Below are 23,421 nucleotides of genomic sequence, written 5' to 3'. Positions count from 1 at the left end.
AGCGTCACCATGAAGACCGAATGGCGAATCTTCATCGTCGTCGCGCTGTTCCTCTTCGTAGCGCTCGGCGTCTACGCCTGGTGGACCGACTACGACCTGGGCGCGGTCGACTGGATCGGGTCGATGGGCCTGGCCCTGGCCGGGATGCTGTGCCTGATGTGCGCGGGCTACTTCTGGTTCGTGTCGCGCCGCATCGATCCCCGCCCCGAGGACCGCGACGACGCCGAGATCAGCGACGGCGCGGGCGAGATCGGCTTCTTCAGCCCGGGCAGCTACTGGCCCATCGGCGTGGCGGCCGCCGCGGTGACCGCCGGCACCGGCCTGGTGTTCAAGGAGTGGTGGCTCGTGGCGGCGGGCCTGCTCGCCGTGCTGGCCGCGAGCGGCGGCCTGCTGTTCGAGTACTACACCGGTACGCGCAAGGTCGAGCACTAGCAGCGGACCTCACCGAGGGCCCGTCCGCGCACGTCGCGGGCGGGCCCTCGGCATGCTCAGGCGGCTTCGCAGATACAGAGCTGAAGCGGAGCGTCGGCGGCGAAAGGACCACCGGCCCAGTCGCCGAAGCGCTCCACGAGCCGAAGGCCGCCGAGGGCGACGAGCAGCGGCAGCTCCTGCGGGAAGATGCTCCTCATGTCGAGTGGTGCGACGACGAAGTCCGGCTCCGAGCCGGTCGAGAAATACCACGTCCCGCGGGTCACCTGCGCGGGCGCGTCGTAGGTCTCAGCGACATCGACACTGACGGTGCCACGGTCGGGGTCCACGAACGACTCCCGGGTGCGCCGCACGCCATCGGCCCCGGCGAGTAGGCGCACGCTGGGGTTGAACACGTCGAAGATGAACCGCGCTCCCGGTGCCAGGTGGCTACGAACGGACCGGAAGCAGCTCAGCAGGTCCTGCGACTCGTGCAGATGTAGCAGGGAATTGGCTGTGATGAACACGAGGTCGAAGGTGCGGCCCAGCTCGAAGGCCCGCATGTCGCCCTGGACCCACTCCACCGCCACACCGCGCTCGTCCGCCTTGCGCCGGGCCTCGGCCAGCATCTGCGCGGAGAAGTCCAGGCCGACGCACGAGTGCCCGTCGGACGCGATGGGGACCAGCTTGTGCCCGGTGCCGCAGCCGAGTTCCAGGACGCGCCCGCCCCGCCGGTCGGCTTCGGCCCGGTAGAAGTCGACCGCGGGCCCGCCGCCCGGGAACATCAGGTCGTACAGCCTCGCGTGCGAGTAGAACGAGTCATTCATGTGCGCGTCGCCTTGTCTGCCGGTGGCTGCGGAGCAGGATACGCGCTGGCGGTGCCCGACCGGCCCGCTCATCCGGGCGTAGCGGCCCTGCAACGGCACGAGGGCCCGTCCATACGGACGGGCCCTCGTTGTGGCGCTGTCGGCGGGCTCAGCGGTGGCCGCTGGTGACCTCGTCGCGCTCGGGGGTCTCCACCTCGGCCGGCCCGGCGGGCGGTTGGGGCGGGGCCGGCTTCTCGATCGGGAAGAAGAAGCCCCGGATCGCCGGCGCCACGGCGCCGAGCCGGTTCATCTTCTTCGGCACGACCCAGCCGGCGTACGGCAGCTCGGTCGGGTGACCGTGCTCGTCAACCGGCGACAGCGGCTGGTGGACCTCCATGAACCGCCCGTCCGGCAGGCGCCGGATGATGCCGGTCTCCACGCCGTGGGCCAGCACCTCCCGGTCGTGCTGCTGGAGGCCGAGGCAGATCCGGTAGGTGATGAAGTACGCCAGCGGCGGGGCGATCAGCAGGCCGATGCGGCCCGCCCAGGTCATCGCGTTCAGGCTGATGTGGAACTTGTCGGCGATGACGTCGTTGCCGCCCGAGAGCGCCAGGACCATGTAGAACGCGATGGACATGGCGCCCAGCGCCGTGCGGAAGGGCACGTCGCGCGGCCGCTGCAGCAGGTGGTGCGACGCACGGTCCTTCAGGAACCGGGCCTCGATGAACGGGTAGATCAGCGGCAGGATCGTCAGGAACGCGGGCAGCACCAGGGTCGGCCACAGCAGCGCGGGGATCGTGTACCCGAAGGCGCGTATCTCCCAGGCCGGCATGAGGCGCGTGGAGCCGTCGAGGAACATGACGTACCAGTCGGGCTGGCTCGCCGCGGACACCACGGCCGCCTCGTACGGCCCGAACAGCCAGATCGGGTTGATCTGCAGCAGGCCGCCCATCAGCGCGATCACGCCGAAGACCAGCATGAAGAAGCCGCCGGCCTTGACCGCGAAGCCCGGGAACATCCGCACGCCCACCACGTTGCTGTTGGTCCGGCCGGGGCCGGGCCACTGCGTGTGCTTCTGCTTCACCAGCAGGCCCATGTGCGCCGCGATCAGCGCGAGCAGGACGCCGGGGAGGAGCAGCACGTGGACGATGTAGAGCCGGGGCAGGATCTCCGTGCCGGGGAACTCCCCGCCGAACAGCGACGTCGTGATCCAGGTGCCCGCCACAGGGATGGAGAGCATGATCGCCGAGGCGATCCGCAGGCCTGTGCCGGACAGCGCGTCGTCCGGCAGCGAGTAGCCTGCGAAGCCCTCGGTGAAGCCCATCCAGAAGAGCAGGACGCCGATAATCCAGTTCAGCTCGCGGGGCTTGCGGAACGCGCCCGTGAAGAAGACCCGGAACATGTGCACCACGATCGCGGCCATGAACAGCAGGGCCGCCCAGTGGTGCATCTGCCGCATGATCAGGCCGCCGCGCACGTCGAACGAGATGTTCAGCGCGGTCTCGTACGCCTTGGTCATCTCGATGCCGCGCAGCGGCACGAAGCTGCCGTTGTACTTCACCTCGGCCATGGACGGGTCGAAGAACAGGGTCAGGAACGTACCGGTCAGCAGCAGGACGATGAACGAGTAGAGGGCGATCTCGCCGAGCAGGAACGACCAGTGGTCCGGGAAGACCTTGTTGAACAGGCGCCGCAGCGGCGTCGCCACCTGCAGCCGCTCGTCCACCTCCCGGGCTGACGCGCCGGGCAGGGCGGCGAGGTCAATCTTGCGTCGCTTCATGGCCGCTCCCAGAAGGCCGGACCGACCGCGACCCGGTAGTCCGACGTCGCGATGAAGTACCCCTCTGCGTCCCGTCCGATCGGAAGCTGGGGCAGACTGCGCGAGGCCGGGCCGAAGATCGGACGGGCGTTGTCAGTGATGTTGAACTGCGACTGGTGGCACGGGCACAGCAGGCGGTTGGTCTGCTGCTCGTACAGGCTGGCGGGGCAGCCCGCGTGCGTGCAGATCTTGGAGTACGCCACGAAGTTGCCCCACTGCGCGCCCTCGTTGACCGGCTTGGCGTTCTCCAGGGTGATCGCCGCGTCCTCCGGGCGCAGGTGGATCAGCAGCGTGGGGGAGTCCGCCCATTTGTTGGTCGCGCCGCCCGGGATGCCCGGGAAGACGGTCATCTGACCGCCGACGCTGACCTCCTCCGGCCGGATCGGCGTGCCGTCCTCGCGGACCAGGCGAACCGGCTGGCCGTGGTTGAACTTGGGGTTGAAGCCGGTCTCGAAGAAGATCGCGTCCGGCTCGTGGGGGGAGCGGATCAGGCCGCCGACCAGCGGGGCGACCGCGGCCGCCCCGAGCCCGAGGCCGGGTAGCAGCACCGCGGCCTTGAGCAGTGGACGCCGCTGGATGCCGAGCTCGTCGCCCATGTTGCCGATCGTGGCGGCCGTGAGCGCCGCCTCGTCGGGGGTGGAGGCGCCCTCGTGGCGCTCCTGCACCGAGATCTCCTCGGGCAGCAGCTTCTTGCCCCAGGTGATGATGGCCACGGCCAGCAGGACCAGCGACATGCCCAGCGTGAACCCGAGGACCGGCGTGTACCACTTGTTGATGTTCGCGCCGGTCTTGTACTCCCACGGCCACCAGATGTAGGCCACGACGAAGGCCAGCGCGAACAGCCCGCACAGCACGAGCATGAGCGCGATGCTGCGCTCGATGCGCCGCTCCACCTTGGTGCCCGGCACGGGGAAGCGCGGCTTGTAGTGGACGATCTCCACACCGTCCCGTCGGGCCCCCTCGCGGACGAGGTCGAACCGGGTCAGCGCGGGATCTTCGACGTCGAAGGGCTCCTGCCCGTCCGGCACATGCGTGCTCATGACTTCCCCGCAATCCACAGCGTTGCCAGGACGATGCCGACGATGCCGATCAGGAAGATCGCCACGCCCTCGCTCGTCGGCCCGAGCCGGCCGAGGCCCCAACCACCCGGGTCCTGGTCGCTCTTGAGGTTCTGGATGTAGCCGATGATCTGCATCTTCTCCTCGGGGGTGAGCTGGGAGTCGCCGAACACCGGCATGTTCTGCGGGCCGGTGAGCATGGCCGCGTACATGTCGCGGTCCGAGGCGTGCTCCAGCGTCGGGGCGAACTTGCCCGAGGACAGCGCGCCGCCGCCACCGCCGAAGGCGTGGCAGGACGAGCAGTTGATCCGGAACAGCTCGCCGCCCTTGGCGAGGTCCTGCTCCTCGGTGAGCCGCAGCTTCTCGCCGCTGGGCAGCTGGGGGCCGCCGCCGAGCTCCTGGATGTACTGCCCGATCTGGGCCGCCTGCTCGCGCGTGTAGTGCGGCGTCTTCCGCTCGGCCTGCGCCTCCTGGCGGGCCATGGGCATGCGGCCCGTGGCGACCTGGAACTCGACGGCCGCGGAACCGACGCCGATCAGGCTCGGGCCCCGGTCGGGCACGCCCTCGGCATTGCGACCGTGGCAGCTGATGCAGCTGTTGTCGAAGATCTGCTTGCCCTCGGCGGCCGCGGCCGACAGGCCGTTGGCGTCCTCCGCCGACGCGGACTGCAGGCCGGGGGCGAACCCGGCGTACAGGGCGCCGAACAGGGACAGGGCGGCAACCAGCCGTAGGCCGGAACTCACCCGGCGGCGGGTCCGGCTGCGGGCGCCGGCCGGACGCCGCAGCGCGCCCGGTCGCAGTCGCCGACGCCACGTTCCCGGGGACGCTCCACCGGGAGGGCCGGCGGGCTTGTCAGAACCAGTCATGGCCTCACCAATCCGGGCGGCCGGCAGGCAGCCGCGTCTTTTACGTGAAGTTGTTACGGCAGTACGCGGTGGGGGGCCGCTTACTGCAGGAAGTAGATCATGCTGAACAGAGCGATCCACACGATGTCGACGAAGTGCCAGTAGTACGACACGACGATGGCGGCCGTGGCCTGAGCAGGCGTGAACCGCGACAGTGTGGTGCGGACCATGAAGTAGATGAAGGCGATGAGCCCACCGGTCACGTGCAGGCCGTGGAAGCCCGTCGTGAGGTAGAACATCGAGCCGTACCCGTCAGCGTTGATCTTCACGCCGTGGTGGACCAGCTCGCGGTACTCGTTCGCCTGGCCGAGCACGAAGATGAGGCCGAGGACGAACGTGAACGCGAACCACCGCCGCAGGGCGAAGACGTCGCCCTTCTCGGCCGCGAACACGCCCATCTGGCAGGTCACCGACGACAGCACGAGGATGACCGTGAAGGTCACCGCGTAGGGGAGGTTGAGAACCTCCGTGTGCATCTCCCACTGCGCCTTGCCCTGCTCTGTCGCGCGGATGGCGAAGTACATGGCGAAGAGGGCAGCGAAGAACATCAGTTCGCTGGAGAGCCACACGATGGTTCCGACGCTGACCATATTGGGCCTGGTCAACGAATGGATCTGGCTCTTCGGAATGGCTGGGGCCGCAGTCACGCGGTCATTATTGCCCGTGATCAGGTCAGCGTGTGTGCGGGGTAGGGCAGCCGCGTGTCGTAGCCCTCTGACCAGGGACTTTTCACGGGTACGGGCGACAGTGCCCGGGGGTGCCGGACGCTCGCCCGCGCGGGAGGAATAGCCTGCTGGGCGTGGTGACCTCCGCGCTCGTGCCGTGGGCCGCCGGCGTCGTGCTCGCCGACGGCGGGCCCGTGCCGCCGCTGACCCCCGCGAGCTTCTTCACCGAGGCCGAGCCGGCCAGCCTCGCGGCCGTGCTGGTGGTCGCCGCCGGCGGCGCCTACCTGGCCGGCGTGTCGCGGCTGCGCGGCCGGGGCGACCGGTGGCCGGTCGGCCGGACGGTGGCGTTCCTCGGCGGCCTGGTCGCGATCGCGTCGGTGACCGTGACGGGCATCGCCGCCTACGACACGACGCTGCTCAGCGTGCACATGGTCCAGCACATGATCCTGTCGATGATCGCGCCGATCCTGCTGGCGCTGGGCGCGCCGGTCACGCTCGCCCTGCGCACGCTGCCGGCCGGGCCGCGCAAGGGTGTGCTGGCGGTGCTGCACAGCCGCGTCGCGCGCGTGCTCAGCTTCCCCCTCGTGTCCTTCGGCATCTTCATCGCCAACCCGTTCGTCCTCTACTTCTCCGGGCTGTACCGCGCCACGCTGGACAACGTCTGGCTGCACGAGTGGGTGCACCTGCACTTCATCGTCACGGGTTGCCTGTTCTTCTGGCCGCTGCTGGGCATCGACCCGCTGCCGGGCCGCATCTCGTACCCGATGCGCGCGCTGCTCATGTTCCTGTCGACCCCCTTCCACACGGTGCTGGGGCTGACCGTCATGCAGAGCGCGACCCTCTTCGGCGGCGACTGGTACCCCAACCTGGGCCTCACGTGGGCCGACCCGTACGACGACCAGAAGCTCGCGGGCGGCATCCTGTGGGCCGGCGGCGAGATCGTGAGCGTCGTCATGCTCGGTGCCCTGGTCGTGCAGTGGATGCGCCACGCGGAGAAGGAGGCCCGGCGCATCGACCGGGCGCTGGACCGGGCCGAGGCCGAGGCCGCCCGACAGGCTGAGTACGATCTGCAACAGCTACGAGGTGGGAGCGTCCAGGCATGACCGACACGTCCGCACCGGCCCGTAGGGCCCTGGTGCTGCTGTACAGCGACGACCCGAAGGTGCGGGAGGCCATGCGCCTGGCCATCGGCGCGGAGCCGACGGCCGACCTGTCCGTCCGGTTCATCGAGGCCAGCGTGCACGGCGAGGTGTTCCGGCTGCTCGACACGGAGGACATCGACCTGGTCGTCCTCGACGGCGAGGCGGCCCCGGCCGGCGGGCTCGGCATCAGCCGCCAGATCAAGGACGAGGTCCGCCCCGCGCCGCCGGTCATCGTCGTCATCGCCCGGGCCGCCGACCGCTGGCTGGCCGCCTACTCCGGCGCTGACGCGACCCTGCAGCACCCCCTCGACCCGATGACGACCGGGGACACCATCGCGACCGTGCTCCTCGAGCGCGCCGCGCGGTAAGCTGCTGGCCCACATCGATACCCCGGAGGCTGCCGTGGGCGAGCGCACCTGGCCGGACCTGCTTTCCTCGCTGCTGCGCGGCCAGGAGCTGGCGACCGACGACACGGCCTGGGCCATGGGCGAGATCATGGCGGGCAACGCCACGCCCGTGCAGACGGCCGGGTTCGTCACCGCCCTGCGGGCCAAGGGGGAGACCCCCGAGGAGCTCGCCGGCCTCGTGCGGGCGATGCTCGGCGCCGCGGTGCGGGTCGACCTCGCCCCGCTGCTCGGCGAGGCCGCCGCGCGCGACGCCGTCGACATCGTGGGTACGGGCGGCGACCGCGCCCACACCGTGAACATCTCGACCATGGCGGCCCTCGTCGTGGCCGGCGCCGGGGTGCGCGTCGTCAAGCACGGCAACCGGGCGGCGTCGTCCGCCTGCGGTACGGCCGACGTGCTGGAGCGGTTGGGCCTGCCGTTGGAGCTGGGCCCCGACGAGGTGGCCCGGTGCGTCGCCGAGGCCGGCATCGCGTTCTGCTTCGCCCCGCGCTTCCACCCCGGCATGCGCCACGCCGCGGTCGCGCGCCGCGAGCTGGGCATCCCCACGGCCTTCAACTTCCTCGGGCCGTTGACCAACCCGGCCCGCCCCCGCGCCGGCGCGGTCGGCTGCGCCGACACCCGCATGGCCCCCGTCATGGCCGGCGTCTTCGCCGGTCGGGGCGACTCCGTCCTCGTCCTGCGCGGCGAGGACGGGCTCGACGAGATGACCACCACGACGGCCACCCGCATCTGGGTGGCCCACGGCGGTACGGTCCGCGAGACCCTCGTCGACGCGGCCGACCTGGGGTTGTCCCGCGCCGAGCCGGAGGACCTGCGCGGCGGCGACGCCGCGTTCAACGCGGACGTGGTCCGCCGGGTGCTGGCCGGCGAGACCGGCCCCGTCCGCGACGCCGTGGTGGCCAACGCGGCCGCCGGCCTCGCGGCGTACGAGGGGGCGCTCGGCGGCGACATTCTCGACGCGCTGCGCGACGGGGTGGCCCGCGCGGAGAAGGCCATCGACTCCGGCTCCGCGGCGGCGACCCTGGACCGCTGGATCACCTTCGCCAGGTCCCTGGCCCCGACCGCCTAGGACGCCGGCCGGCTAGATGTCCTGGATGGTGCGCAGCGCGCGGGAGACGCGGTTCATGGTGTCCGTGTCGGCGACGTCGACCTGCTCCACGAACCAGACCTTCAACGGGGAGGACAGCCGGTCGGGCAGGACGAGGTGATCCTCGCCCAGGTCGACGGCCAGCGGGGAGTCGCGCAGGCGTTCGCGTTCGACGACCTCCGCCACCACGACGATCGGTACGTCGGTGCTGTTGAAGATGTCCGAGCTGATGATCAGGCCGAGGCGTGAGCGCGTGCCGTGGATGACCCAGACTTCACCTCGGCGCAAGCCGGGCACCTCCGAAGAGCACCCGGTCGACGGCCTCGATGTCCTGCTCGTCGGCCAGCGCGTCCTTTTCGTTGTCGAGGCCGGCGCGGCGGACGGCGTCGGCGTGCGCGGTGAAGATCTCGCGCAGGACGCGTTCCTGGGCGGCGCGGTCCATCCAGGCGGACAGCGACACGCCGGCGCGTTTCGCGGACTCGCGGGCGGTCTCGATGGTGGCGTCCGCGAAGGAGAGTGTCACCTTGGCAGTCATGTCGGACATCCTACCCCCGGTATGACCGGGAGTCATCCCGGCGGCGGCGCCATTCCAGCGGCAGGAGGATGCGGTGGGCCACCTTGCCGTTCCAGGCCGGGGACAGGCCCTGGTCGCGCAGCGCGGCGACGACCTCGTGGCCGATCGCCACGGCGGCGTCCGAACCGGGCTCGTGGGCCCCGTAGCTGAGGTAGAGACCTTCGCCCGACATGGCGTGGGCCGTGTCCTGCACGTGGAAGAAGGTGTAGCCGCGGGCCGGCCGCCCGGCCTTGTGGGCCTGCTGCAGCTCGGCGCGGATCTCGTCGGCCCCGCACGTGCCGCAGCAGCTGTAGTGCTGGCGGGCGACCACGCCGACGTTGTCGAGCGCGGCGAACGCGGCGTCGAGGCGTTCGCAGTCCGTGGGGGTGGGCCACGCCTGCTGCGCCTCGCGGTGGGCGACCATGGCGCGCTCGGCGACCGAGGTCGCTGCCCGCCGCAGCCGGTCGTGGTCGGATGAGTTCTGGCCGAACCGGGCCAGCGCCTCGTCAACGATGGCCTCGGTCGGCAGGTATCCCGCCATGACCTCGGCCGTCACGAAGTCGCACACGTCGTCGAAGAGGTCGGCACTCAGCGGCGTCGTCATGGAGCCAGTCTGCCAGGCGCGCCGGACATATTCAGGCGTGTTCACCTTTACCCAGGTCAAAGCCTATGGAATGGCCCGCGCGAAGTCGCCGACCCACCCGGCGAGCGGGGAGGTCGACCGTGCCCAGCGGAAGTGGTCCAGGCGGCCGGTGGCCTGCGCCGCGTCGAGGTGGCGGCGCGAGACGGGCGCCGCGACCAGCTTCCGGCACAGGTGGTCCACTGTGGTGGCCGGCGTGTAGCGGTCGTTGTCGACGCTCACCGCGAGCACCGGGGTCGTCACGCCGGCAAGCGCGGTCTCGGCGTCGAAGTCGCCCATGGGACGGTAGCGGCCACGCCGGGCCGTGTACGCCCAGTCCTCGATCACCCCCCGCGCCTGCACGCCGCCGAACGTCCACCCTGGCCAGACGCGCAGCGCGGAGGTCAGCCCGGCGATGGCCTGCGTGTAGCCCAGCACCGCGTAGCGGCCCGGCCCCGGATAGGTGCGCCAGTACGGCAGGCCGACCGCGATCAGCGCGATGCCGGCGACCGACCCGGCGCCCGCCGCGGCGACGTGCAGGAGAGCGGCCTGTCCGCCGAGGGAGTGCCCGACCATGACCAACCGGCGTCCGGCCAGCGACGGCGCCAACCAATCCCGGACGGCGCCGACGTCGTCGACGAGTTCGGCCATGCCGTACCGGGAGGCGCGCGACGGGCGCGGCGTGCTCGACCCGGTGCCGCGCAGGTCGGCGACCACGACCTCGACACCGGCGGCCACGAGCGAGGCGGCGAACGGGCGGTAGTACCCGGCCGGGGTGCCCATGGCGGGCCACAGCAGGGCGACCGTGTCCGCGTCCGGGGCGGCGTAGTGGTGCAGGCCGAGGCGGTCGGTGCCGCGGTCGAGGTACTCCTGGACGTACATGGCGCCTACCTTACTGACTGGTAACAAGACGCGCGACTACGATGCCGATCATGCGTACCGTCGCCTCCCAGCTCGCCGCCGGCGCCACCGCCGCCGTGGCCGGCACCGTGACCTCCGTGAACCCGGCCGACCTCGCCGACACGGTGGCCGAGGTCCAGCTCACCGACGCCGCCGGCTTCGTGGCCGCGACCCGTGCCGCCCGGGCCGCGCAGCCCGGCTGGGCCGCCGTCCCGGCGCCGGTGCGGGGCCAGGTGATCGCGTCGATCGGCCGCATCGTCGAGGCGAACAAGGCGGCCCTGGCGGCCCTGGTCACCCGGGAGGTCGGCAAGCCGTTCGCGGAGGCGCTCGGCGAGGTCCAGGAGATCGTCGACACGTGCGACTTCTTCCTGGGCGAGGGCCGGCGGCTCTACGGCGAGACCGTGCCGAGCGAGATGCCCGACAAGCAGCTGTTCACCTTCCGGGTGCCGGTCGGGGTGGCCGCGGTGATCACGGCGGGCAACTTCCCGGTGGCGGTGCCCTCGTGGTACCTCGTGCCCGCGCTCCTGTGCGGCAACGCGGTGGTCTGGAAACCGGCCGAGTACGCCGCGGCGAGCGCGCAGGCGATGTACGACCTGTTCGCGGCCGCCGGCCTGCCCGACGGGGTGCTGCAGATCGTGCACGCCGACGGCCCGGCCACGTTCGGGGGCCTGGAGCAGGCGCTGGGGCAACGCCTCGTCGACAAGGTGGGGTTCACGGGCTCCAGCGCGGTCGGCGAGCGGATCGGCGAGCTGTGCGGGCGCCACCTGCAGTCGCCCTGCTTGGAGCTGGGCGGCAAGAACCCTATGGTGATCACGCCGGCCGCCGACCTGGCCCTGGCCGTGGAGGGCGCGCTGTTCTCCGGCTTCGGTACGGCCGGCCAGCGGTGCACCTCGCTGGGCACGGTCATCGTCCACGACGACGTGCACGACGCGTTCGTGGACGCGCTGACGGGCGCCGTCGCCGCGGCCCGCATCGGCGACCCGCGCGAGGACGTCCTCTATGGCCCGCTGCTGGCGCCCCGCTTCGCCGAGCGGTACGAGCAGTACCTGACCTGGGTCGGCGACCACCACGCCGTGCGCGGCGCGACCGGCCGTATCGGCGCGGACAACCCCCGCGACGGCTTCGTCGGCGACCCCGGCAAGGGCCTGTTCTACCACCCGGTCGTGGTCGACAACGTCCGCCCGGACGACCGGCTGTTCCTGGAGGAGACGTTCGGCCCGATCATCGGCGTGACCCGCTACGGCGACCTGGCCGAGGCGATCGAGCTGGCCAACCTCCCCGGGTACGGGCTGTCGTCGTCTATCTACACCACCGACCCGACGGAGGCGTTCCGGTTCCGGGCCGGGGTGGGCGCCGGGATGGTGTCGGTGAACAATTCCACCTCCGGCGCGGAAGCGCACCTGCCGTTCGGCGGCAACGGTCGTTCGGGCAACGGGTCGCGGCAGTCGGGTCGGTGGGTGCTGGACCAGTTCACCCGATGGCAGGCGATGAACTGGGACTACTCGGGGCGGCTGCAGAAGGCGCAGATGGACACAGCCGCGATCGAGCCGGACATGTCGTTCCGTCTGCCCGGGTAGTGATCGCGTCGAGGTCTTGACAATTCCTATAGGTTAGCTAGGCTTTTGTCATGCCGCGCTCGGTGGATCTCATCACCCGGGGTCATATCGACCTCCTCCGGGTCAGTTCGGCGGCCTGTCGCCCGTAACCGTCGCCATCAGCCCCCGATGACCGCGCCGTCCGGCCGTACCTCTTGGAGATCTTATGTCTGTCGATCAGATCGGCGGGACCGCCGGCAGGGTCGCCGACGTGGCCCGGTGGGCGCACCAGTGGCAGCCGCGCACCGGCGCGCCACCGCGCGGCACCCTCGCCGTCATCCCGGGCCGCGGTGAGCGCGGCGGGGTGTACCGCCGGCTGGGCGAGCGGCTCGCCGCCGACGGCTACGTGGTCCGCGCCGTCGACGGCCTGAGCGAGGCGCACGATCTCGACGCGGAGCTGCTCAGCGCGCTCGACGGGCCGGGGCCGGTGGTGCTGCTCGGCTCGGACACCGGAGCGCTGTGGGCGCTGGCGCTGGCCGACCGGTTGCGCGCCCACGGCGTGCCGCTCGCCGGAGTCGTCGCCGCCGGCGTGCCGGCTCGCGGGGACGGGCTGCTCATCGAGGTCAGCTGGGCCGCCGAGCTGGACGCGCGGACCGCCTGCCCGACCCACCGCGGCCGGCTCAACGACGACCTCACGCTGCGCCGGGGCGAGGTGCTCGACCCCGACGTCGCGGCCCCGGCGTGGGCGGCGCTCGACGCCGCCGGCGCGACGACGGACGTGCCGGTCCTGTTCGTGCACGGCCGGGCCGACCTGCTCAGCCCCGTCGAGCCGGTCGCCGCGCTCACCCGGCGACTGCCGCGCGCCCGCCTCGTGACCGTGGCGGGCGGTCGCCACGACGTCCTCAACGACGTCCAGCACCGCAGCGTCGCCGCCCAGGTGGTGACGTTCCTGGAGCGGCTGCGCCTCGGCGCGGATCTCCCGGAGATCATCCGTGTCGAGGAAGGGAGCAGCTGGTGACTGTGACTGTCCAACGCCCTGCGGGAGCCGGTGCCCCCATCGAGGCCGACCTCTTCCGGGGCCTGCTGCGCCGGCACGCCGCCGCCGTCGTGGTCGTGACGGCGGAGGTGGAGGGCCGGCTGGCCGGCTTCACGGCCACCTCGTTCACGTCCGTGTCCCTGCAACCGCCGATGGTCTCGTTCTGCCTGAGCCGGGCCGCGTCGAGCTGGCCCGTGATCGCCCTGGCCGAGCACGTCGCCGTGCACGTGCTCGACGAGAGCCAGGAGCAGCTCGCCCGCACCTTCGCCACGTCCGGGGTGGACCGCTTCGCCGCGCCCACCGCGTGGCGGACCGGCCCGTACGGGGTGCCGCTGCTCGACGGCGCGCAGGCCGTACTGGTCTCGCGGGTCGTCGAGCGGGTCGCGGCCGGCGATCACGCGATCGTCCTGGCCGAACCCATCCATGGCGAGCACGCGAGCGACGGCGCCCCGCTGCTCTACCACGCCGGGCGGTACCGCCTGGTGCGCTGACTACTCCGCGTTGGCGTACCCGATCGCGAAGGCCTCCTCCAGGTCGTGGCGGGAGAAGGCGCGCAGGCCGATGTGGCTCTCGGTGTTGAGCACACCCGGGGTCTTGGAGATCGCCCCGGCGACCACGTCGGCGATGTCGTCGAACTCGCGCACCCGCACGATCGCGATGAGGTCGACGTGGCCGGCCACGGAGTAGACCTCACTGACGCCCGGGATGTTGGCCAGCGTCTCCGCGACCTCGGGAATCGAGTCGGTGGCGCAGTCGATGAGCACGATGGCGGTGATCACAGGAAGCTCCTCGCGGGTCGACGGTGATCCTCCACTGACCCTAGCGGGCGGCGCGGACCGTGTCCGTGCCGGCGCCGTAGCGGATCGCGTCGACCAGGTGCTCGTCCGCGCCCACGTGCCCGCCCGGCCAGACGACCGCGCGGGTGACCCGGCCGAACACCCGCGCGCCGGCGCCGACCACGGCCCGGTCGAGGCTGCCGTGCACCTCGGCGTCCACGGCGACCAGGCTGCCGTCGGCGGCGGCGTGCAGGTTCGCGGCCAGGTAGTCGGCGGGCGTACCGGTGTCCAGGTACGTGCCCGCGAACTCGATGACCTCAAGCCGGCCCGCGGCCTCAGCCGGTCGCCACGCGGACCTGACCAGCTCGCCCGGGCCGTCCGGCACCGCGGCCACGTCCGCCGGGGCCAACAGGCTCGCCCCGGCGAAGCGGTGCGCGCCGAAGCGGTACGGGTCGGTCGGTCCGGTCGGCACGCCCAGCAGCCGCAGCGTCCGCCCGGACCAGCCGGCGAGCAGGGGCGCGAGCGCCGGAGTGTCGCCCGGCGCGGCCAGGTACGCGTCCGCGTTGACCACGAGGACGCCGCGCCCGCCGATCCAGTCGCGCAGGTTGGCCACCCCGCCGCCGGTGCCGAGCGGGGCGCCCGGCTCCACCGACAGGTGGGCCCGGTTGCCCACGTGCGCGACCACCTGACCGCCCAGGTAGCAGGCGTTCACGGCGACCATCGCCGGGCCGGCCAGCCCGATGGCCGCCAGTCGGGCCAGCGCCAGGTCGAGCAGCGGCACGTTGCCGACCGGGCACAGCGCCTTGGGTACGTTCTCGGTGAGCGGGCGCAGCCGGGTGCCCTCCCCGGCCGCCAGGACGACCGCGCAGACCGCCGCCGTCACAGGCGCGCCTCCGGCAGTTCGCTGTCCTCGCCCGTCTCGCGGACGGTCGGGCCGCCCGCGGTCGTCGCCCGTGCCTCGTCGAAACCGGCGAGCGGGCCGATCCCGTAGTGCCCGAGCAGCCGGGCGCTCGCCCGCGTGAGCGGCGGCAGCTGGTCCAGCCGGTGCCAGCCGGCCTCGAGAACCTCAGCCCCGTCGACGGACAGCACGGTGTCGCGCGCGGACACCCGTCCCTCGAAGACCATGTCGATCCAGCGGCCGTTGGCGGTGTGCACGATCGCGTTGGGTACCGCCGGCCGCAGGTCGTCCTGGTCGATGACGATGCCGGTCTCCTCGGCCAGCTCGCGGGCGGCCGCCTCGATCGGCCGCTCGCCGCGCTCCATGAGGCCGGCCGGCAGCGACCAACCCACCCCCGGCGGCTGGCGCAGCAGCAGGAGCCGGCCGGGCTCCGGGGCGTCCGAGTCCTGGACGATCACCACTGACCCGACGATGAACTTCGCCGAGAACAGCCGCACGACGCGCACCCGCAGCCGGACCGGCATGGAATAGAACGCCCGGTAGAACGCGGAACGCAGCCAGCGAGGGGAGGTGGTCATGTCCGACAGGCTACGGTGCGCCGGTTCAGTTCGCCGACGAGGCCGTGAACTCGTCCACCGTCTTAATCAATCGGGTCACCACGTCATCGGCCTCGATCGTCTTGTCGGCGACCGCGATGAACAGCGCGTCCACGTCCGGCAGGCCCAGCTGCGCGGCCACCTTCACGAGGGGCTCCTCGTCGGCGAGGCCGCGCTCGCGGTGGTGCAGGGCGAGCGCGACCGCGGCCCGGCCCAACCGCACCCGTACGCCGATCGGCAGCGGGCCCTCGTCCTCGGCGTCGGCCTCCTGCTCGTCCAGGTAGCGGGTGATGTGCAGCTGGGCGTGCGGCGTGCGGACGAAGCTCAGCCACTCGCGCGCCGGGCCGATCGGGCTGCCGTCCGGTGCCGTCCGCCCAGGCGCCGCCGTGTGGATCTCGACCCGGTCGCCGTCGTCGAGCAGGGATGACAGCGGGGCGAGCTGGCCGTTGACGCTCGCCGCGACGCACCGGGAGCCGACCGCCTCACCCAGCGCGTACGCGACGTCGACCGGGGTGGCGCCCGCGGGCAGCAGGAGCCGCTGCTGGCCGGCGAAGACGTGGATCTGGGCCTCGGTGAGGTCGCAGCGCAGGGAGTCGAGGAACTGCGCGGGGTCCACCGCGTCGGCCTGCCACTCGACGACGCGGTGCAGCCAGGCGAGGTGCTCGGCGCGGGTGGCGTCCGTGCGGGTCTTCCGCGCGGCCTTGCCGGCGGTCGAGCCGTTCTCCCGGACGGGGAAGCGGTAGGAGGCCGCGATGCCGTACTCGGCGTTGCGGTGCATGGTCTCGGTGCGCAGCAGCACCTCGACCTGCTGGTGGTTGGGGCCGACCACGGTGGTGTGCAGGGAGCGGTAGAGGTTGTTCTTGGGCGAGGCGATGAAGTCCTTGAACCGGCCGGGCACGGGGCGCCATCGCCCGTGGATCTCGCCGAGCGCGGTGTAACACTCCGTCTCCGGGCCGTCCACCAGCACCAGGATGCGGGGCAGGTCGTGCGGCTCGGCGTAGCCTCCGGCCGCCGTGTCCTTCCAGATGGAGAAGAGGTGCCGGGGGCGGGCCATCACCCGCGCGGGTATCTTCGCCGCCTTGATGGTGGCCTCGGCCTGGGCCACGAAGCTCTGCAGGTAGGCCATCCACTGTGGGCGGTGCGACACGTAGGCGACGTACTTCGCGTGGGTCTCGGGCTCCAGCGCCCAGAGCACGGTGTCCTCCAGCTCGCGCTTGAGCGCCTGGATGCCGAGCCGGTCGCAGAGCGGGACGAGCACCTCCTGGGTGGCCCGCGCGATGCGGGCCCGCGACGCCGTGGATCGGGCGTCGAGCGTGCGCATGTTGTGCAGCCGGTCGGCGAGCTTCACCACCAGGACCCGCACGTCCTGGCCGGCGGTGATGAGCATTTTTCGGATGGTCTCGGCCTCGGCGGACGCGCCGTAGAAGACCTTGTCGAACTTTGTCACGCCGTCGACGAGCAGCGCGACCTCGCGGCCGAAGTCGTTGCGCAGCTGCGGCATGGTGTAGCTGGTGTCCTCGACCGTGTCGTGCAGCAGCGCCGCGACCAGCGTCGTCGTGTCCATGCCCAGCTCGGCCAGGATCTTCGCGACGGCGACCGGATGGGTGATGTAGGGCTCGCCGCTCTTGCGCATCTGGCCGCGGTGCATCCGCTCGGCCACCGTGTACGCCTTGCGGATGGCCTGGACCTCGGCGCTCGTATGGATGGCGCGGTGCGTTCGGATGAGGGCCCCGACAGGCTCTGTGGGCGTGGTGGCGCTCCACGGGAACATAGCCCGGACACGCTGTGTCATGAGTTGGGGGCTTCGGCCGAAGTCGAAGTCCACGACGCACCTCCCGCCTGCTACGTGTCGGGGTGTCGGGTGTCTCCCACCTTATCCGTCACAGCATCGTCCGATCGGCCGCTCATGTCGGCCTGTCAGACAGTCCTTCGTGGCCGGTGGTCACGATCACCCGGCGGAAGGACCCAGGACGCGCTCGTCAGCGACCACCGAGCGGGTCGGCCGCGGACCGGGCCGCGTCCACCTTGGCGAGCAGCTCGCCGAAGCGGGCGGCCCCGCCGGCCGGAAACTCCCAGCCGTGGCTCGCCTCCACCAGCCGCACATCCGGCCGCTCCAACCAGGCCAGCAGCCGCTCGGACTCCTCGGCGCTCGCGCACGGCGTCGGCCCCGGGCCGGGCACGACCGTCTCGGCGGTGGCCATCATGGCCTCCAGGGTGCGGCGCGGGTGGGTGCCCGGCGCGGACGCGCCCGCGGCGACCAGCCGGCCGTGGCGCACGACCGCGATCTCCCAGCCGCCGGTCGGACCCGGTCGGGCGGCGGCCAGTTCACCGATCGTGGTGAACGCCGCCAGCCGCTGCATGCGCACGGCGGCGCGCAGCAGGGCGGCCATCCTCGTGCGGACCTGGGCGGCCTCCTCGTAGCGGGTCGCGTCGGCGAGCGTGGCGATGCGGGCGAGCAGGCTCTCGACGACCGGGCCGGGGTCGCCGGCCACGGCGGCCACGAACGGACCCGCCGCGCGCAGCGCGTACTCCTGGGTGGTGATCCTGTGTTCGCACGGCGCGGGGCATCGTCCCAGCTCGGCCAGCGCGCACGCCGGCGTCGTCGTGCGGGTCGACAGCGCCAGGGTGCACTGCCGCAACGGCAGCGCCTCGTGCGCGGCCGCGGCGGCCGCCTCCGCGACCCGGCGCGACCCGAAGGGGCCCAGGTAGGTGGCGCCGTCCGGACGCAGCGCGCTCACGATGGACAGGCGCGGGTAGGCCTCCGCGGTCAGCTTCAGCCAGCTGACCCGTTCCGGGTACTTGGAACGGCGGTTGTACGGGGGCTTGTGCGCGGCGATGAGGCGCAGCTCGCGCACCTCGGCCTCCAGGGCGTGCGCGCAGGTCACGGCCTCGACCCGCTCGGCCATGTGGAGCATCTCCGACATCCGCTTGCGCGTCTCGGCGGCCGTGAAGTAGCTGCGCACCCGCGTCGAGATGGACGAGGACGTGCCGACGTAGAGCGGGCGGTTGTCGCGGTCGCGGAAGATGTACACCCCCGGCGCGTCCGGCAGGCCCTCGGCCAGGTGCCGCTTGCGGCGCTGCTCCGGCGAGATCGCCTTGACGAACTCGGCCGTCTCCTCCAGCGTGAAGACCTTGTGGCTGCCCAGCCGCCCGATGAGGAAGTGCAGCACCTCGACCGTGGTGCGCGCGTCGTCCAGCGCCCGGTGCGTGGGCTGGGTGGCCGTGCGCAGGTAGGCAGCCAGGGTGGCGAGCTTGTGGTTGGGCACCTCGTCGCGGGTGAGCAGGCGGCGGGCCAGCATCGCCGTGTCGAGGACCCGGGGCGCCGGCCACGGGTAGCCGTGCAGGTGGCACGCCGCCTTGAGGAAGCCCGTGTCGAACGGCGCGTTGTGCGCCACCAGCACGGCGCCGTGCAGGAACTCCAGCAGGGTGGGCAGCACGTCGCGGGTGCGCGGGGCGGGCGCGACCATCGCCTCGGTGATGCCGGTCAACACCGTGATGTACGGCGGGATGGGCGCGTTCGGGTTGACCAGGGTGTGAAACTCGCCGACCTGCTCCCCGCCGCGCACCTTCACCGCGCCGATCTCGGTGATGCCGTCGCCGTCCGGGGCCCCGCCGGTCGTCTCCAGGTCAAGCACCACGAACGTCACGTCGCGCAACGGCGTCCCGAGGTCGGTGAGCGCGAGCTGCTGATAGGCGGACGGCACGGACGCAGACGCTAGGCCGTGGGTCTGACAACAGCCGGCGCCGACCACCGGATCCTGGGACGACAGCGCCGCTTGCGCAACGATGTCGTCCCAGGATCCATGATGTCAGGCGAGGTGGGTGGCGTAGGCCGCCGTCGTGAAGAACTCGGGGAGGTGCGGGTCGAGCGCGGTGCGGCGCAGGATCTCCTCCGCGTCGTCCCAGCGGTGCCCGGCCGCGTCCGGCTCCGCGCGCAGGGCCGCGAGCTCCTCGGCGATCAGCTTCTCCACCAGTTCGCGCTCGACCGCGCCCGAGTGGATCCACTGCCACAGCTGGCAGCGGGAGATCTCGGCGGTGGCCGCGTCCTCCATGAGGCCGTTGATGGCCGCCGCGCCGGTGCCCCGCAGCCAGGCGTCGAAGTACCGCAGGGCGACCGCCACGTTCGACCGCACCCCGGCCTCGGTGACCGACCCGCCGGCGCTGGCGACGTCGAGCAGGTCGGCGACGTCGACGGTCACCTCGGACCGGTGCCGGTGCAGCTGGTTGGGGCGGGTGCCGAGCGCCGCGTCGAACGCCGCCCGGCAGGTGTCGACCAGGCCCGGGTGCGCCACCCAGGAACCGTCGAACCCGTCGGCGGCCTCGCGCCGCTTGTCCTCCGCGACGCGGGCGAGCGCGACCGCGTTGGCCCGCGCGTCGCGGCTCGGGATGAACGCCGCCATGCCGCCGATGGCGTACGCGCCCCGCTTGTGGCATGTCTGCACGAGCAGTTCCGTGTAGGCGCGCATGAACGGCACGGTCATGCCCACCGCGGACCTGTCCGGCAGGCTGAACCACGGCCGGCCGCCGAACGTCTTGATCATGCTGAACAGGTAGTCCCAGCGGCCCGCGTTGAGCCCCGCGCAGTGCTCGCGCAGCTCGTAGAGGATCTCCTCCATCTCCACGGCGGCCGTGATGGTCTCGATGAGGACGGTGGCCCGGATCGTCCCGCGCGGGATGCCGAGCAGCTCCTGGGCCAGCACGAACACGTCGTTCCACAGCCGCGCCTCGAGGTGGCTCTCCAGCTTGGGCAGGTAGAAGTACGGTCCGCTGCCCCGGTCGAGCTGTCGCCGCGCGCAGTGGAACAGGTAGAGGCCCGCGTCGACGAGGGCGGCCGCGACCGGCCGGCCGTCGATGAGCACGTGCTTCTCCACCAGGTGCCAGCCGCGCGGCCGGACCACGATGGTGGCCGGGTCGGGCCCGACGGCGTAGCGCTTGCCGCCGGACTCGAAGTCCAGCAGGCCGTCGATGGCGTCGCGCAGGTTGCGCTGGCCGTCGACCACGTTCGCCCAGGTGGGGGAGGTGGCGTCCTCGAAGTCGGCCAGCCACACGCGGGCACCGGAGTTCAGGGCGTTGACGGTCATCTTGCGGTCGGGCGGCCCGGTGATCTCCACCCGGCGGTCGACGAGGCCGGGCGCCGCGCCGGCCACCCGCCAGGTGTCGTCGGTGCGCACGTGCTCGGTCGAGGACAGGAACGACAGGGACTCGGCGCCGCTGGCCAGCAGGGCGCGGCGGTGCCGGCGCGCCACGAGCAGCTCCACCCGCCGGGCCGCGAAGGCGGCGTCGAGGGCGCCGATGAACTCCAGCGCCTGCGGGGTGAGGATCGTCGGGTCGCCGTCGGCGGCCGTGATGTGGGAACGCATCAGAACTGCGCCTCCTCCGTGGACCCGCGCAGCGCGGTCGTGTCGCTGGCCGGGTTGACGACCGTGCTGACCAGGTCGAACCAGCCCGTGCCGACCTCGCGCTGGTGCCGGGTGGCCGTGTAGCCCTCCGCCTCGGCCGCGAACTCGCGCTCCTGCAGGTCGACGTACGCGGGCATGCCCGCCGCGGCGTACTCGTGGGCCAGCGCGAACATCGAGTGGTTGAGCGCGTGGAACCCGGCGAGGGTGATGAACTGGAACTTGTACCCCATGGCGCCCAGTTCCTTCTGGAACGAAGCGATGGTCGCGTCGTCGAGGTGCTTACGCCAGTTGAACGACGGCGAGCAGTTGTACGCGAGCAGCTGGTCCGGGTACTCGGCTTTGATCGCCTCGGCGAACCGGCGCGCGGCGGCCAGGTCGGGGGTGGAGGTCTCCATCCAGAGCAGCTCGGCGTAGGGCGCGTAGGCCAGGCCCCGGGCGATGCACGGCTCGATGCCGTTGCGCACCCGGTAGAAGCCCTCGGCGGTGCGCTCGCCGGTGAGGAACGGCCGGTCGCGCTCGTCCACGTCGGTGGTGATGAGCGTGGCGGCCTCGGCGTCCGTGCGGGCCACGATGAGCGTGGGCACGTCCGCGAGGTCGGCCGCGAGCCGGGCGGCGCTCAGCGTGCGGATGTGCTGGCCGGTCGGGATGAGGACCTTGCCGCCCAGGTGGCCGCACTTCTTCTCGGAGGCCAGCTGGTCCTCCCAGTGCACGCCCGCCGCGCCGGCCGCGATCATCGCGGTCATCAGCTCGAACGCGTTCAGGACGCCGCCGAAGCCGGCCTCGGCGTCGGCCACGATCGGGACGAGCCAGTCCCCGGAGCCACCCTCCGACACGGTGATCCGGTCGGCCCGCAGCAGCGCGTTGTTGATCCGGCGGACCACGGCCGGGACGGAGTTGGCCGGGTAGAGGCTCTGGTCGGGGTACGTCTGGCCGGCCAGGTTGGCGTCGGCGGCGACCTGCCAGCCGGACAGGTAGATCGCCTTGAGGCCCGCCTTCACCTGCTGGACGGCCTGGCCGCCGGTGAGCGCGCCCAGCGCCGGCACGTAGTCCTCGGTGTGCAGCAGGTCCCACAGCTTGCGCGCGCCGCGCCGGGCCAGGGTGTGCTCCTCGACCACACTGCCGCGCAGCCGCAGGACGTCGGCCGCCGTGTAGTCGCGCCGGATGCCGCGCCACCGCGGGTCGGTGGCCCACTTCGATTCGAGCTGCTCTGCGTTCATGGTCGCCTCCGCAACGGGTTACTCGCCAGTACCGAAGACGGTCACACGAACGAACGCGCAGGTCGAGGGACGGAAGACGCCAATTATTGCGAAGATCACGACGCTGGTTTGCCAAGGTTGCGAAGCGTATCTTCGCAGCATGCAGAAAACAGTCGCTGGAGCGCGGCTGCGGCGGCTGCGGGAGGAACGGAGACTGAGCCAGGCCGCGCTGGCCCGCATGCTCGGCATCTCGCCGAGCTACCTCAACCAGATCGAGCGCGGCACCCGCCCGCTGACGGTGCCCGTCCTGCTGAGCATCTCCGAGACGCTCGGCGTGGAGGCGGGCTTCTTCGCCGGCCACGACACGGCCCGGCTCACCGCCGAGGTGCGCGAGGTGGCCGCCGACGACACCCTGCGCCTGGACATCCCGCCCGACGAGGCCGCGGACCTGGCCCGGCACTGGCCGCAGACCGCGCACGCCTTCGTCACCCTGCACCGGCGCTACCGCCAGGTCGTCGAGCAGCTCGCCGCGCTGACGGGAGAGCGGGAGCACGAGTCGGCCATGCCCGCCCTCATGCTGCACGAGGAGATCAGGGAGTACCTGCACCAGCGCCACAACTACGTGGGTGACCTCGACGAGGCGGCCGAGCGGCTGGCGGCGGAGATCGGCATCGTGCCGGGCGACGTGCTGCCTGCCCTGACCGCGCGCCTGGACTCCCACGGCATCCGCATCCGGCGCGACCGCGAGCTGGGCGGCGAGCTGCACCGGTTCGACGCCGCCTCCGGGGTGCTGCATGTCGCCGGTGACCTGCGGCCCGGCCAGGTGGCCTTCCGGATGGCCTCGCACCTGGCGCTGGTCGAGTGCGGCGACCTGATCGCCCGGCTGGTGCAGGCCGAGCCGTTCATCACGGCCGAGTCGCGGGCCATCGCGCGCATCGGGCTCGCCAACTACTTCGGCGCGGCGCTGATCATGCCGTACTCCGATTTTCTGGGCAGCGCGGAGCGCTACCGCTACGACATCGAGCGCCTGGCCCACCACTACGGGGTGAGCTTCGAGACCATCTGCCACCGGCTGTCCACGCTGCAGCGGCCGAAGGCCCGTGGGGTGCCGTTCTCCTTCGTGCGGGTCGACCGGGCCGGCAACATGTCCAAGCGGCAGGGGGCCAGCGGCTTCCACCTGTCGCGGACGGGCGGCACCTGCCCGCTCTGGGTGATCTACGAGGCGTTCGGGGCGCCGAACCGGATCCTCACCCAGATCGCCGCGATGCCCGACGGGCGCCGGTACTTCTGGATCGCCCGCACGATCACACGGGCGCCGGGGCGGTGGGGACAGCCCGCGAAGACCTTCGCGGTGGCGTTGGGCTGCGACCTGCGCCAGGCCGGGCGGCTGGTCTACTCGGCGGGCCTCGACCTCGACGCGACCGACGCGGCCGTGCCCATCGGCATCGGCTGCAAGGTGTGTGAGCGGCCCGCCTGCCCGCAGCGGGCGTTCCCGCAGATCGGCCGGGCGCTGGACATCGACGAGAATCGCAGCACTTTCGCCCCCTACCCGGTGGAGGGGGACGACTGAGCTGGCGGGGATGTGGCACACTCGGCGGTTCCCCCGACGAATGGTG

Annotated in this window: 24 protein-coding genes; 8 read left to right on the top strand and 16 right to left on the bottom strand. The window is 72.0% G+C overall.

The genetic code is table 11. From position 1 onward, the window contains the following. The first annotated feature begins 9 nt into the window (after positions 1–9). Positions 10–432, top strand: coding sequence for a cytochrome c oxidase subunit 4 (locus ABD191_RS07165; protein WP_344078182.1), 423 nt, complete (start codon positions 10–12; stop codon positions 430–432). A 56-nt stretch (positions 433–488) separates the two neighbouring features. Here ABD191_RS07165 and ABD191_RS07160 read toward each other — a convergent pair whose 3' ends face one another. The 5 genes from ABD191_RS07160 to ctaE all read right to left on the bottom strand — a co-directional run bounded on the left by ABD191_RS07160 (position 489) and on the right by ctaE (position 5,643). Then, a complete protein-coding gene (locus ABD191_RS07160; RefSeq protein ID WP_344078179.1) occupies positions 489–1,235 on the bottom strand; it encodes a class I SAM-dependent methyltransferase in 747 nt (248 codons plus the stop codon). Positions 1,236–1,383: 148 nt separating this feature from the next. Beyond that, the gene (gene qcrB / locus ABD191_RS07155) at positions 1,384–2,994 is read right to left on the bottom strand and encodes a cytochrome bc1 complex cytochrome b subunit (RefSeq protein WP_344078176.1); all 1,611 of its coding nucleotides are present in this window, start codon (positions 2,992–2,994) and stop codon (positions 1,384–1,386) included. Continuing rightward, the gene (gene qcrA, locus ABD191_RS07150; RefSeq protein ID WP_344078173.1) at positions 2,991–4,073 is read right to left on the bottom strand and encodes a cytochrome bc1 complex Rieske iron-sulfur subunit; all 1,083 of its coding nucleotides are present in this window, start codon (positions 4,071–4,073) and stop codon (positions 2,991–2,993) included. The genes qcrB and qcrA overlap by 4 nt, the downstream gene beginning before the upstream one ends. Further along, the gene (qcrC, locus tag ABD191_RS07145; protein ID WP_344078170.1) at positions 4,070–4,957 is read right to left on the bottom strand and encodes a cytochrome bc1 complex diheme cytochrome c subunit; all 888 of its coding nucleotides are present in this window, start codon (positions 4,955–4,957) and stop codon (positions 4,070–4,072) included. Before qcrC ends, qcrA begins: the two co-directional genes overlap by 4 nt. A gap of 80 nt (positions 4,958–5,037) precedes the next feature. Beyond that, complete coding sequence (gene ctaE / locus ABD191_RS07140) at positions 5,038–5,643, bottom strand: aa3-type cytochrome oxidase subunit III (protein ID WP_344078167.1); 606 nt, start codon at positions 5,641–5,643, stop codon at positions 5,038–5,040. Positions 5,644–5,786: 143 nt separating this feature from the next. Here ctaE and ABD191_RS07135 point away from each other — a divergent pair, with 143 nt between their 5' ends. Genes ABD191_RS07135 through trpD form a run of 3 tightly spaced genes read left to right on the top strand, consistent with a single transcriptional unit; the run spans position 5,787 to position 8,279 of the window. After that, a complete protein-coding gene (locus ABD191_RS07135; RefSeq protein WP_425560677.1) occupies positions 5,787–6,764 on the top strand; it encodes a cytochrome c oxidase assembly protein in 978 nt (325 codons plus the stop codon). Further along, a complete protein-coding gene (locus ABD191_RS07130) occupies positions 6,761–7,171 on the top strand; it encodes a response regulator (protein WP_344078164.1) in 411 nt (136 codons plus the stop codon). The genes ABD191_RS07135 and ABD191_RS07130 overlap by 4 nt, the downstream gene beginning before the upstream one ends. A 34-nt stretch (positions 7,172–7,205) precedes the next feature. Beyond that, complete coding sequence (trpD, locus tag ABD191_RS07125) at positions 7,206–8,279, top strand: anthranilate phosphoribosyltransferase (protein ID WP_344078161.1); 1,074 nt, start codon at positions 7,206–7,208, stop codon at positions 8,277–8,279. Between the two features lie 12 nt (positions 8,280–8,291). On the opposite strand, the gene ABD191_RS07120 is transcribed toward trpD, so the two are convergent. The 4 genes from ABD191_RS07120 to ABD191_RS07105 form a co-directional block, all read right to left on the bottom strand. After that, entirely contained in the window at positions 8,292–8,585 is a 294-nt protein-coding gene (locus ABD191_RS07120) for a type II toxin-antitoxin system PemK/MazF family toxin (RefSeq protein ID WP_344078158.1), read from the bottom strand. Continuing rightward, on the bottom strand, positions 8,572–8,832 hold the full coding sequence (locus ABD191_RS07115; RefSeq protein WP_344078155.1) for a hypothetical protein: 261 nt from the start codon (positions 8,830–8,832) through the stop codon (positions 8,572–8,574). Before ABD191_RS07115 ends, ABD191_RS07120 begins: the two co-directional genes overlap by 14 nt. A 10-nt stretch (positions 8,833–8,842) precedes the next feature. After that, complete coding sequence (locus ABD191_RS07110) at positions 8,843–9,454, bottom strand: DUF6891 domain-containing protein (protein WP_344078153.1); 612 nt, start codon at positions 9,452–9,454, stop codon at positions 8,843–8,845. Positions 9,455–9,517: 63 nt separating this feature from the next. Next, the gene (locus tag ABD191_RS07105) at positions 9,518–10,351 is read right to left on the bottom strand and encodes an alpha/beta fold hydrolase (RefSeq protein WP_344078151.1); all 834 of its coding nucleotides are present in this window, start codon (positions 10,349–10,351) and stop codon (positions 9,518–9,520) included. A gap of 50 nt (positions 10,352–10,401) precedes the next feature. On the opposite strand from ABD191_RS07105, the gene ABD191_RS07100 reads away from it, so the two are divergent. From ABD191_RS07100 to ABD191_RS07090, 3 genes are all read left to right on the top strand, one after another. Then, positions 10,402–11,946 carry an aldehyde dehydrogenase family protein gene (locus ABD191_RS07100; protein ID WP_344078149.1) on the top strand — a complete coding sequence of 515 codons (1,545 nt, stop codon included), beginning with the start codon at positions 10,402–10,404 and terminating at the stop codon, positions 11,944–11,946. Between the two features lie 184 nt (positions 11,947–12,130). Continuing rightward, positions 12,131–12,922, top strand: coding sequence for an alpha/beta hydrolase (locus ABD191_RS07095; RefSeq protein WP_344078147.1), 792 nt, complete (start codon positions 12,131–12,133; stop codon positions 12,920–12,922). Next, positions 12,919–13,431 carry a flavin reductase family protein gene (locus ABD191_RS07090; RefSeq protein WP_344078145.1) on the top strand — a complete coding sequence of 171 codons (513 nt, stop codon included), beginning with the start codon at positions 12,919–12,921 and terminating at the stop codon, positions 13,429–13,431. The genes ABD191_RS07095 and ABD191_RS07090 overlap by 4 nt, the downstream gene beginning before the upstream one ends. Here ABD191_RS07090 and ABD191_RS07085 read toward each other — a convergent pair whose 3' ends face one another. The 7 genes from ABD191_RS07085 to aceA form a co-directional block, all read right to left on the bottom strand. Next, positions 13,432–13,719 carry an Lrp/AsnC family transcriptional regulator gene (locus ABD191_RS07085; protein WP_344078144.1) on the bottom strand — a complete coding sequence of 96 codons (288 nt, stop codon included), beginning with the start codon at positions 13,717–13,719 and terminating at the stop codon, positions 13,432–13,434. It lies immediately after the preceding gene. Positions 13,720–13,759: 40 nt separating this feature from the next. Beyond that, a complete protein-coding gene (locus ABD191_RS07080; protein ID WP_344078142.1) occupies positions 13,760–14,599 on the bottom strand; it encodes a sugar phosphate nucleotidyltransferase in 840 nt (279 codons plus the stop codon). After that, entirely contained in the window at positions 14,596–15,192 is a 597-nt protein-coding gene (locus tag ABD191_RS07075) for an NUDIX domain-containing protein (RefSeq protein ID WP_344078141.1), read from the bottom strand. Before ABD191_RS07075 ends, ABD191_RS07080 begins: the two co-directional genes overlap by 4 nt. A gap of 25 nt (positions 15,193–15,217) precedes the next feature. Beyond that, complete coding sequence (locus ABD191_RS07070) at positions 15,218–17,002, bottom strand: RelA/SpoT family protein (protein WP_344078139.1); 1,785 nt, start codon at positions 17,000–17,002, stop codon at positions 15,218–15,220. Positions 17,003–17,189: 187 nt separating this feature from the next. Next, positions 17,190–18,914, bottom strand: coding sequence for a DEDD exonuclease domain-containing protein (locus ABD191_RS07065; protein ID WP_344078138.1), 1,725 nt, complete (start codon positions 18,912–18,914; stop codon positions 17,190–17,192). Positions 18,915–19,019: 105 nt separating this feature from the next. Beyond that, positions 19,020–20,570 (bottom strand): malate synthase A, encoded by a 1,551-nt coding sequence (gene aceB / locus ABD191_RS07060; protein WP_344078136.1) that lies wholly within the window; start codon positions 20,568–20,570, stop codon positions 19,020–19,022. After that, on the bottom strand, positions 20,570–21,826 hold the full coding sequence (aceA, locus tag ABD191_RS07055; RefSeq protein ID WP_344078134.1) for an isocitrate lyase: 1,257 nt from the start codon (positions 21,824–21,826) through the stop codon (positions 20,570–20,572). The genes aceB and aceA overlap by 1 nt, the downstream gene beginning before the upstream one ends. Before the next feature lie 139 nt (positions 21,827–21,965). Here aceA and ABD191_RS07050 point away from each other — a divergent pair, with 139 nt between their 5' ends. Next, positions 21,966–23,375: a short-chain fatty acyl-CoA regulator family protein gene (locus tag ABD191_RS07050; protein WP_344078132.1), complete on the top strand. Its 1,410-nt coding sequence runs from the start codon at positions 21,966–21,968 to the stop codon at positions 23,373–23,375. The last annotated feature ends 46 nt before the right edge of the window (positions 23,376–23,421 follow it).

This window comes from Luedemannella helvata (assembly GCF_039528415.1).
Classification (GTDB): domain Bacteria; phylum Actinomycetota; class Actinomycetes; order Mycobacteriales; family Micromonosporaceae; genus Luedemannella; species Luedemannella helvata.
The sequence above is the reverse complement of the archived record's forward strand: the minus strand, read 5'-3'. Positions and strand labels throughout refer to the sequence as shown.

Excerpts from the sequence above, each read along its gene's own strand:
- ABD191_RS07165 (WP_344078182.1), top strand. The coding sequence starts at position 10 with ATGAAGACCGAATGGCGAATCTTCATCGTCGTCGCGCTGTTCCTCTTC.
- ABD191_RS07160 (WP_344078179.1), bottom strand. The coding sequence starts at position 1,235 with ATGAATGACTCGTTCTACTCGCACGCGAGGCTGTACGACCTGATGTTC.
- qcrB (WP_344078176.1), bottom strand. The coding sequence starts at position 2,994 with ATGAAGCGACGCAAGATTGACCTCGCCGCCCTGCCCGGCGCGTCAGCC.
- qcrA (WP_344078173.1), bottom strand. The coding sequence starts at position 4,073 with ATGAGCACGCATGTGCCGGACGGGCAGGAGCCCTTCGACGTCGAAGAT.
- qcrC (WP_344078170.1), bottom strand. The coding sequence starts at position 4,957 with ATGACTGGTTCTGACAAGCCCGCCGGCCCTCCCGGTGGAGCGTCCCCG.
- ABD191_RS07130 (WP_344078164.1), top strand. The coding sequence starts at position 6,761 with ATGACCGACACGTCCGCACCGGCCCGTAGGGCCCTGGTGCTGCTGTAC.
- ABD191_RS07115 (WP_344078155.1), bottom strand. The coding sequence starts at position 8,832 with ATGACTGCCAAGGTGACACTCTCCTTCGCGGACGCCACCATCGAGACC.
- ABD191_RS07110 (WP_344078153.1), bottom strand. The coding sequence starts at position 9,454 with ATGACGACGCCGCTGAGTGCCGACCTCTTCGACGACGTGTGCGACTTC.
- ABD191_RS07105 (WP_344078151.1), bottom strand. The coding sequence starts at position 10,351 with ATGTACGTCCAGGAGTACCTCGACCGCGGCACCGACCGCCTCGGCCTG.
- ABD191_RS07100 (WP_344078149.1), top strand. The coding sequence starts at position 10,402 with ATGCGTACCGTCGCCTCCCAGCTCGCCGCCGGCGCCACCGCCGCCGTG.
- ABD191_RS07095 (WP_344078147.1), top strand. The coding sequence starts at position 12,131 with ATGTCTGTCGATCAGATCGGCGGGACCGCCGGCAGGGTCGCCGACGTG.
- ABD191_RS07075 (WP_344078141.1), bottom strand. The coding sequence starts at position 15,192 with ATGACCACCTCCCCTCGCTGGCTGCGTTCCGCGTTCTACCGGGCGTTC.
- ABD191_RS07070 (WP_344078139.1), bottom strand. The coding sequence starts at position 17,002 with ATGACACAGCGTGTCCGGGCTATGTTCCCGTGGAGCGCCACCACGCCC.
- aceB (WP_344078136.1), bottom strand. The coding sequence starts at position 20,570 with ATGCGTTCCCACATCACGGCCGCCGACGGCGACCCGACGATCCTCACC.
- aceA (WP_344078134.1), bottom strand. The coding sequence starts at position 21,826 with ATGAACGCAGAGCAGCTCGAATCGAAGTGGGCCACCGACCCGCGGTGG.
- ABD191_RS07050 (WP_344078132.1), top strand. The coding sequence starts at position 21,966 with ATGCAGAAAACAGTCGCTGGAGCGCGGCTGCGGCGGCTGCGGGAGGAA.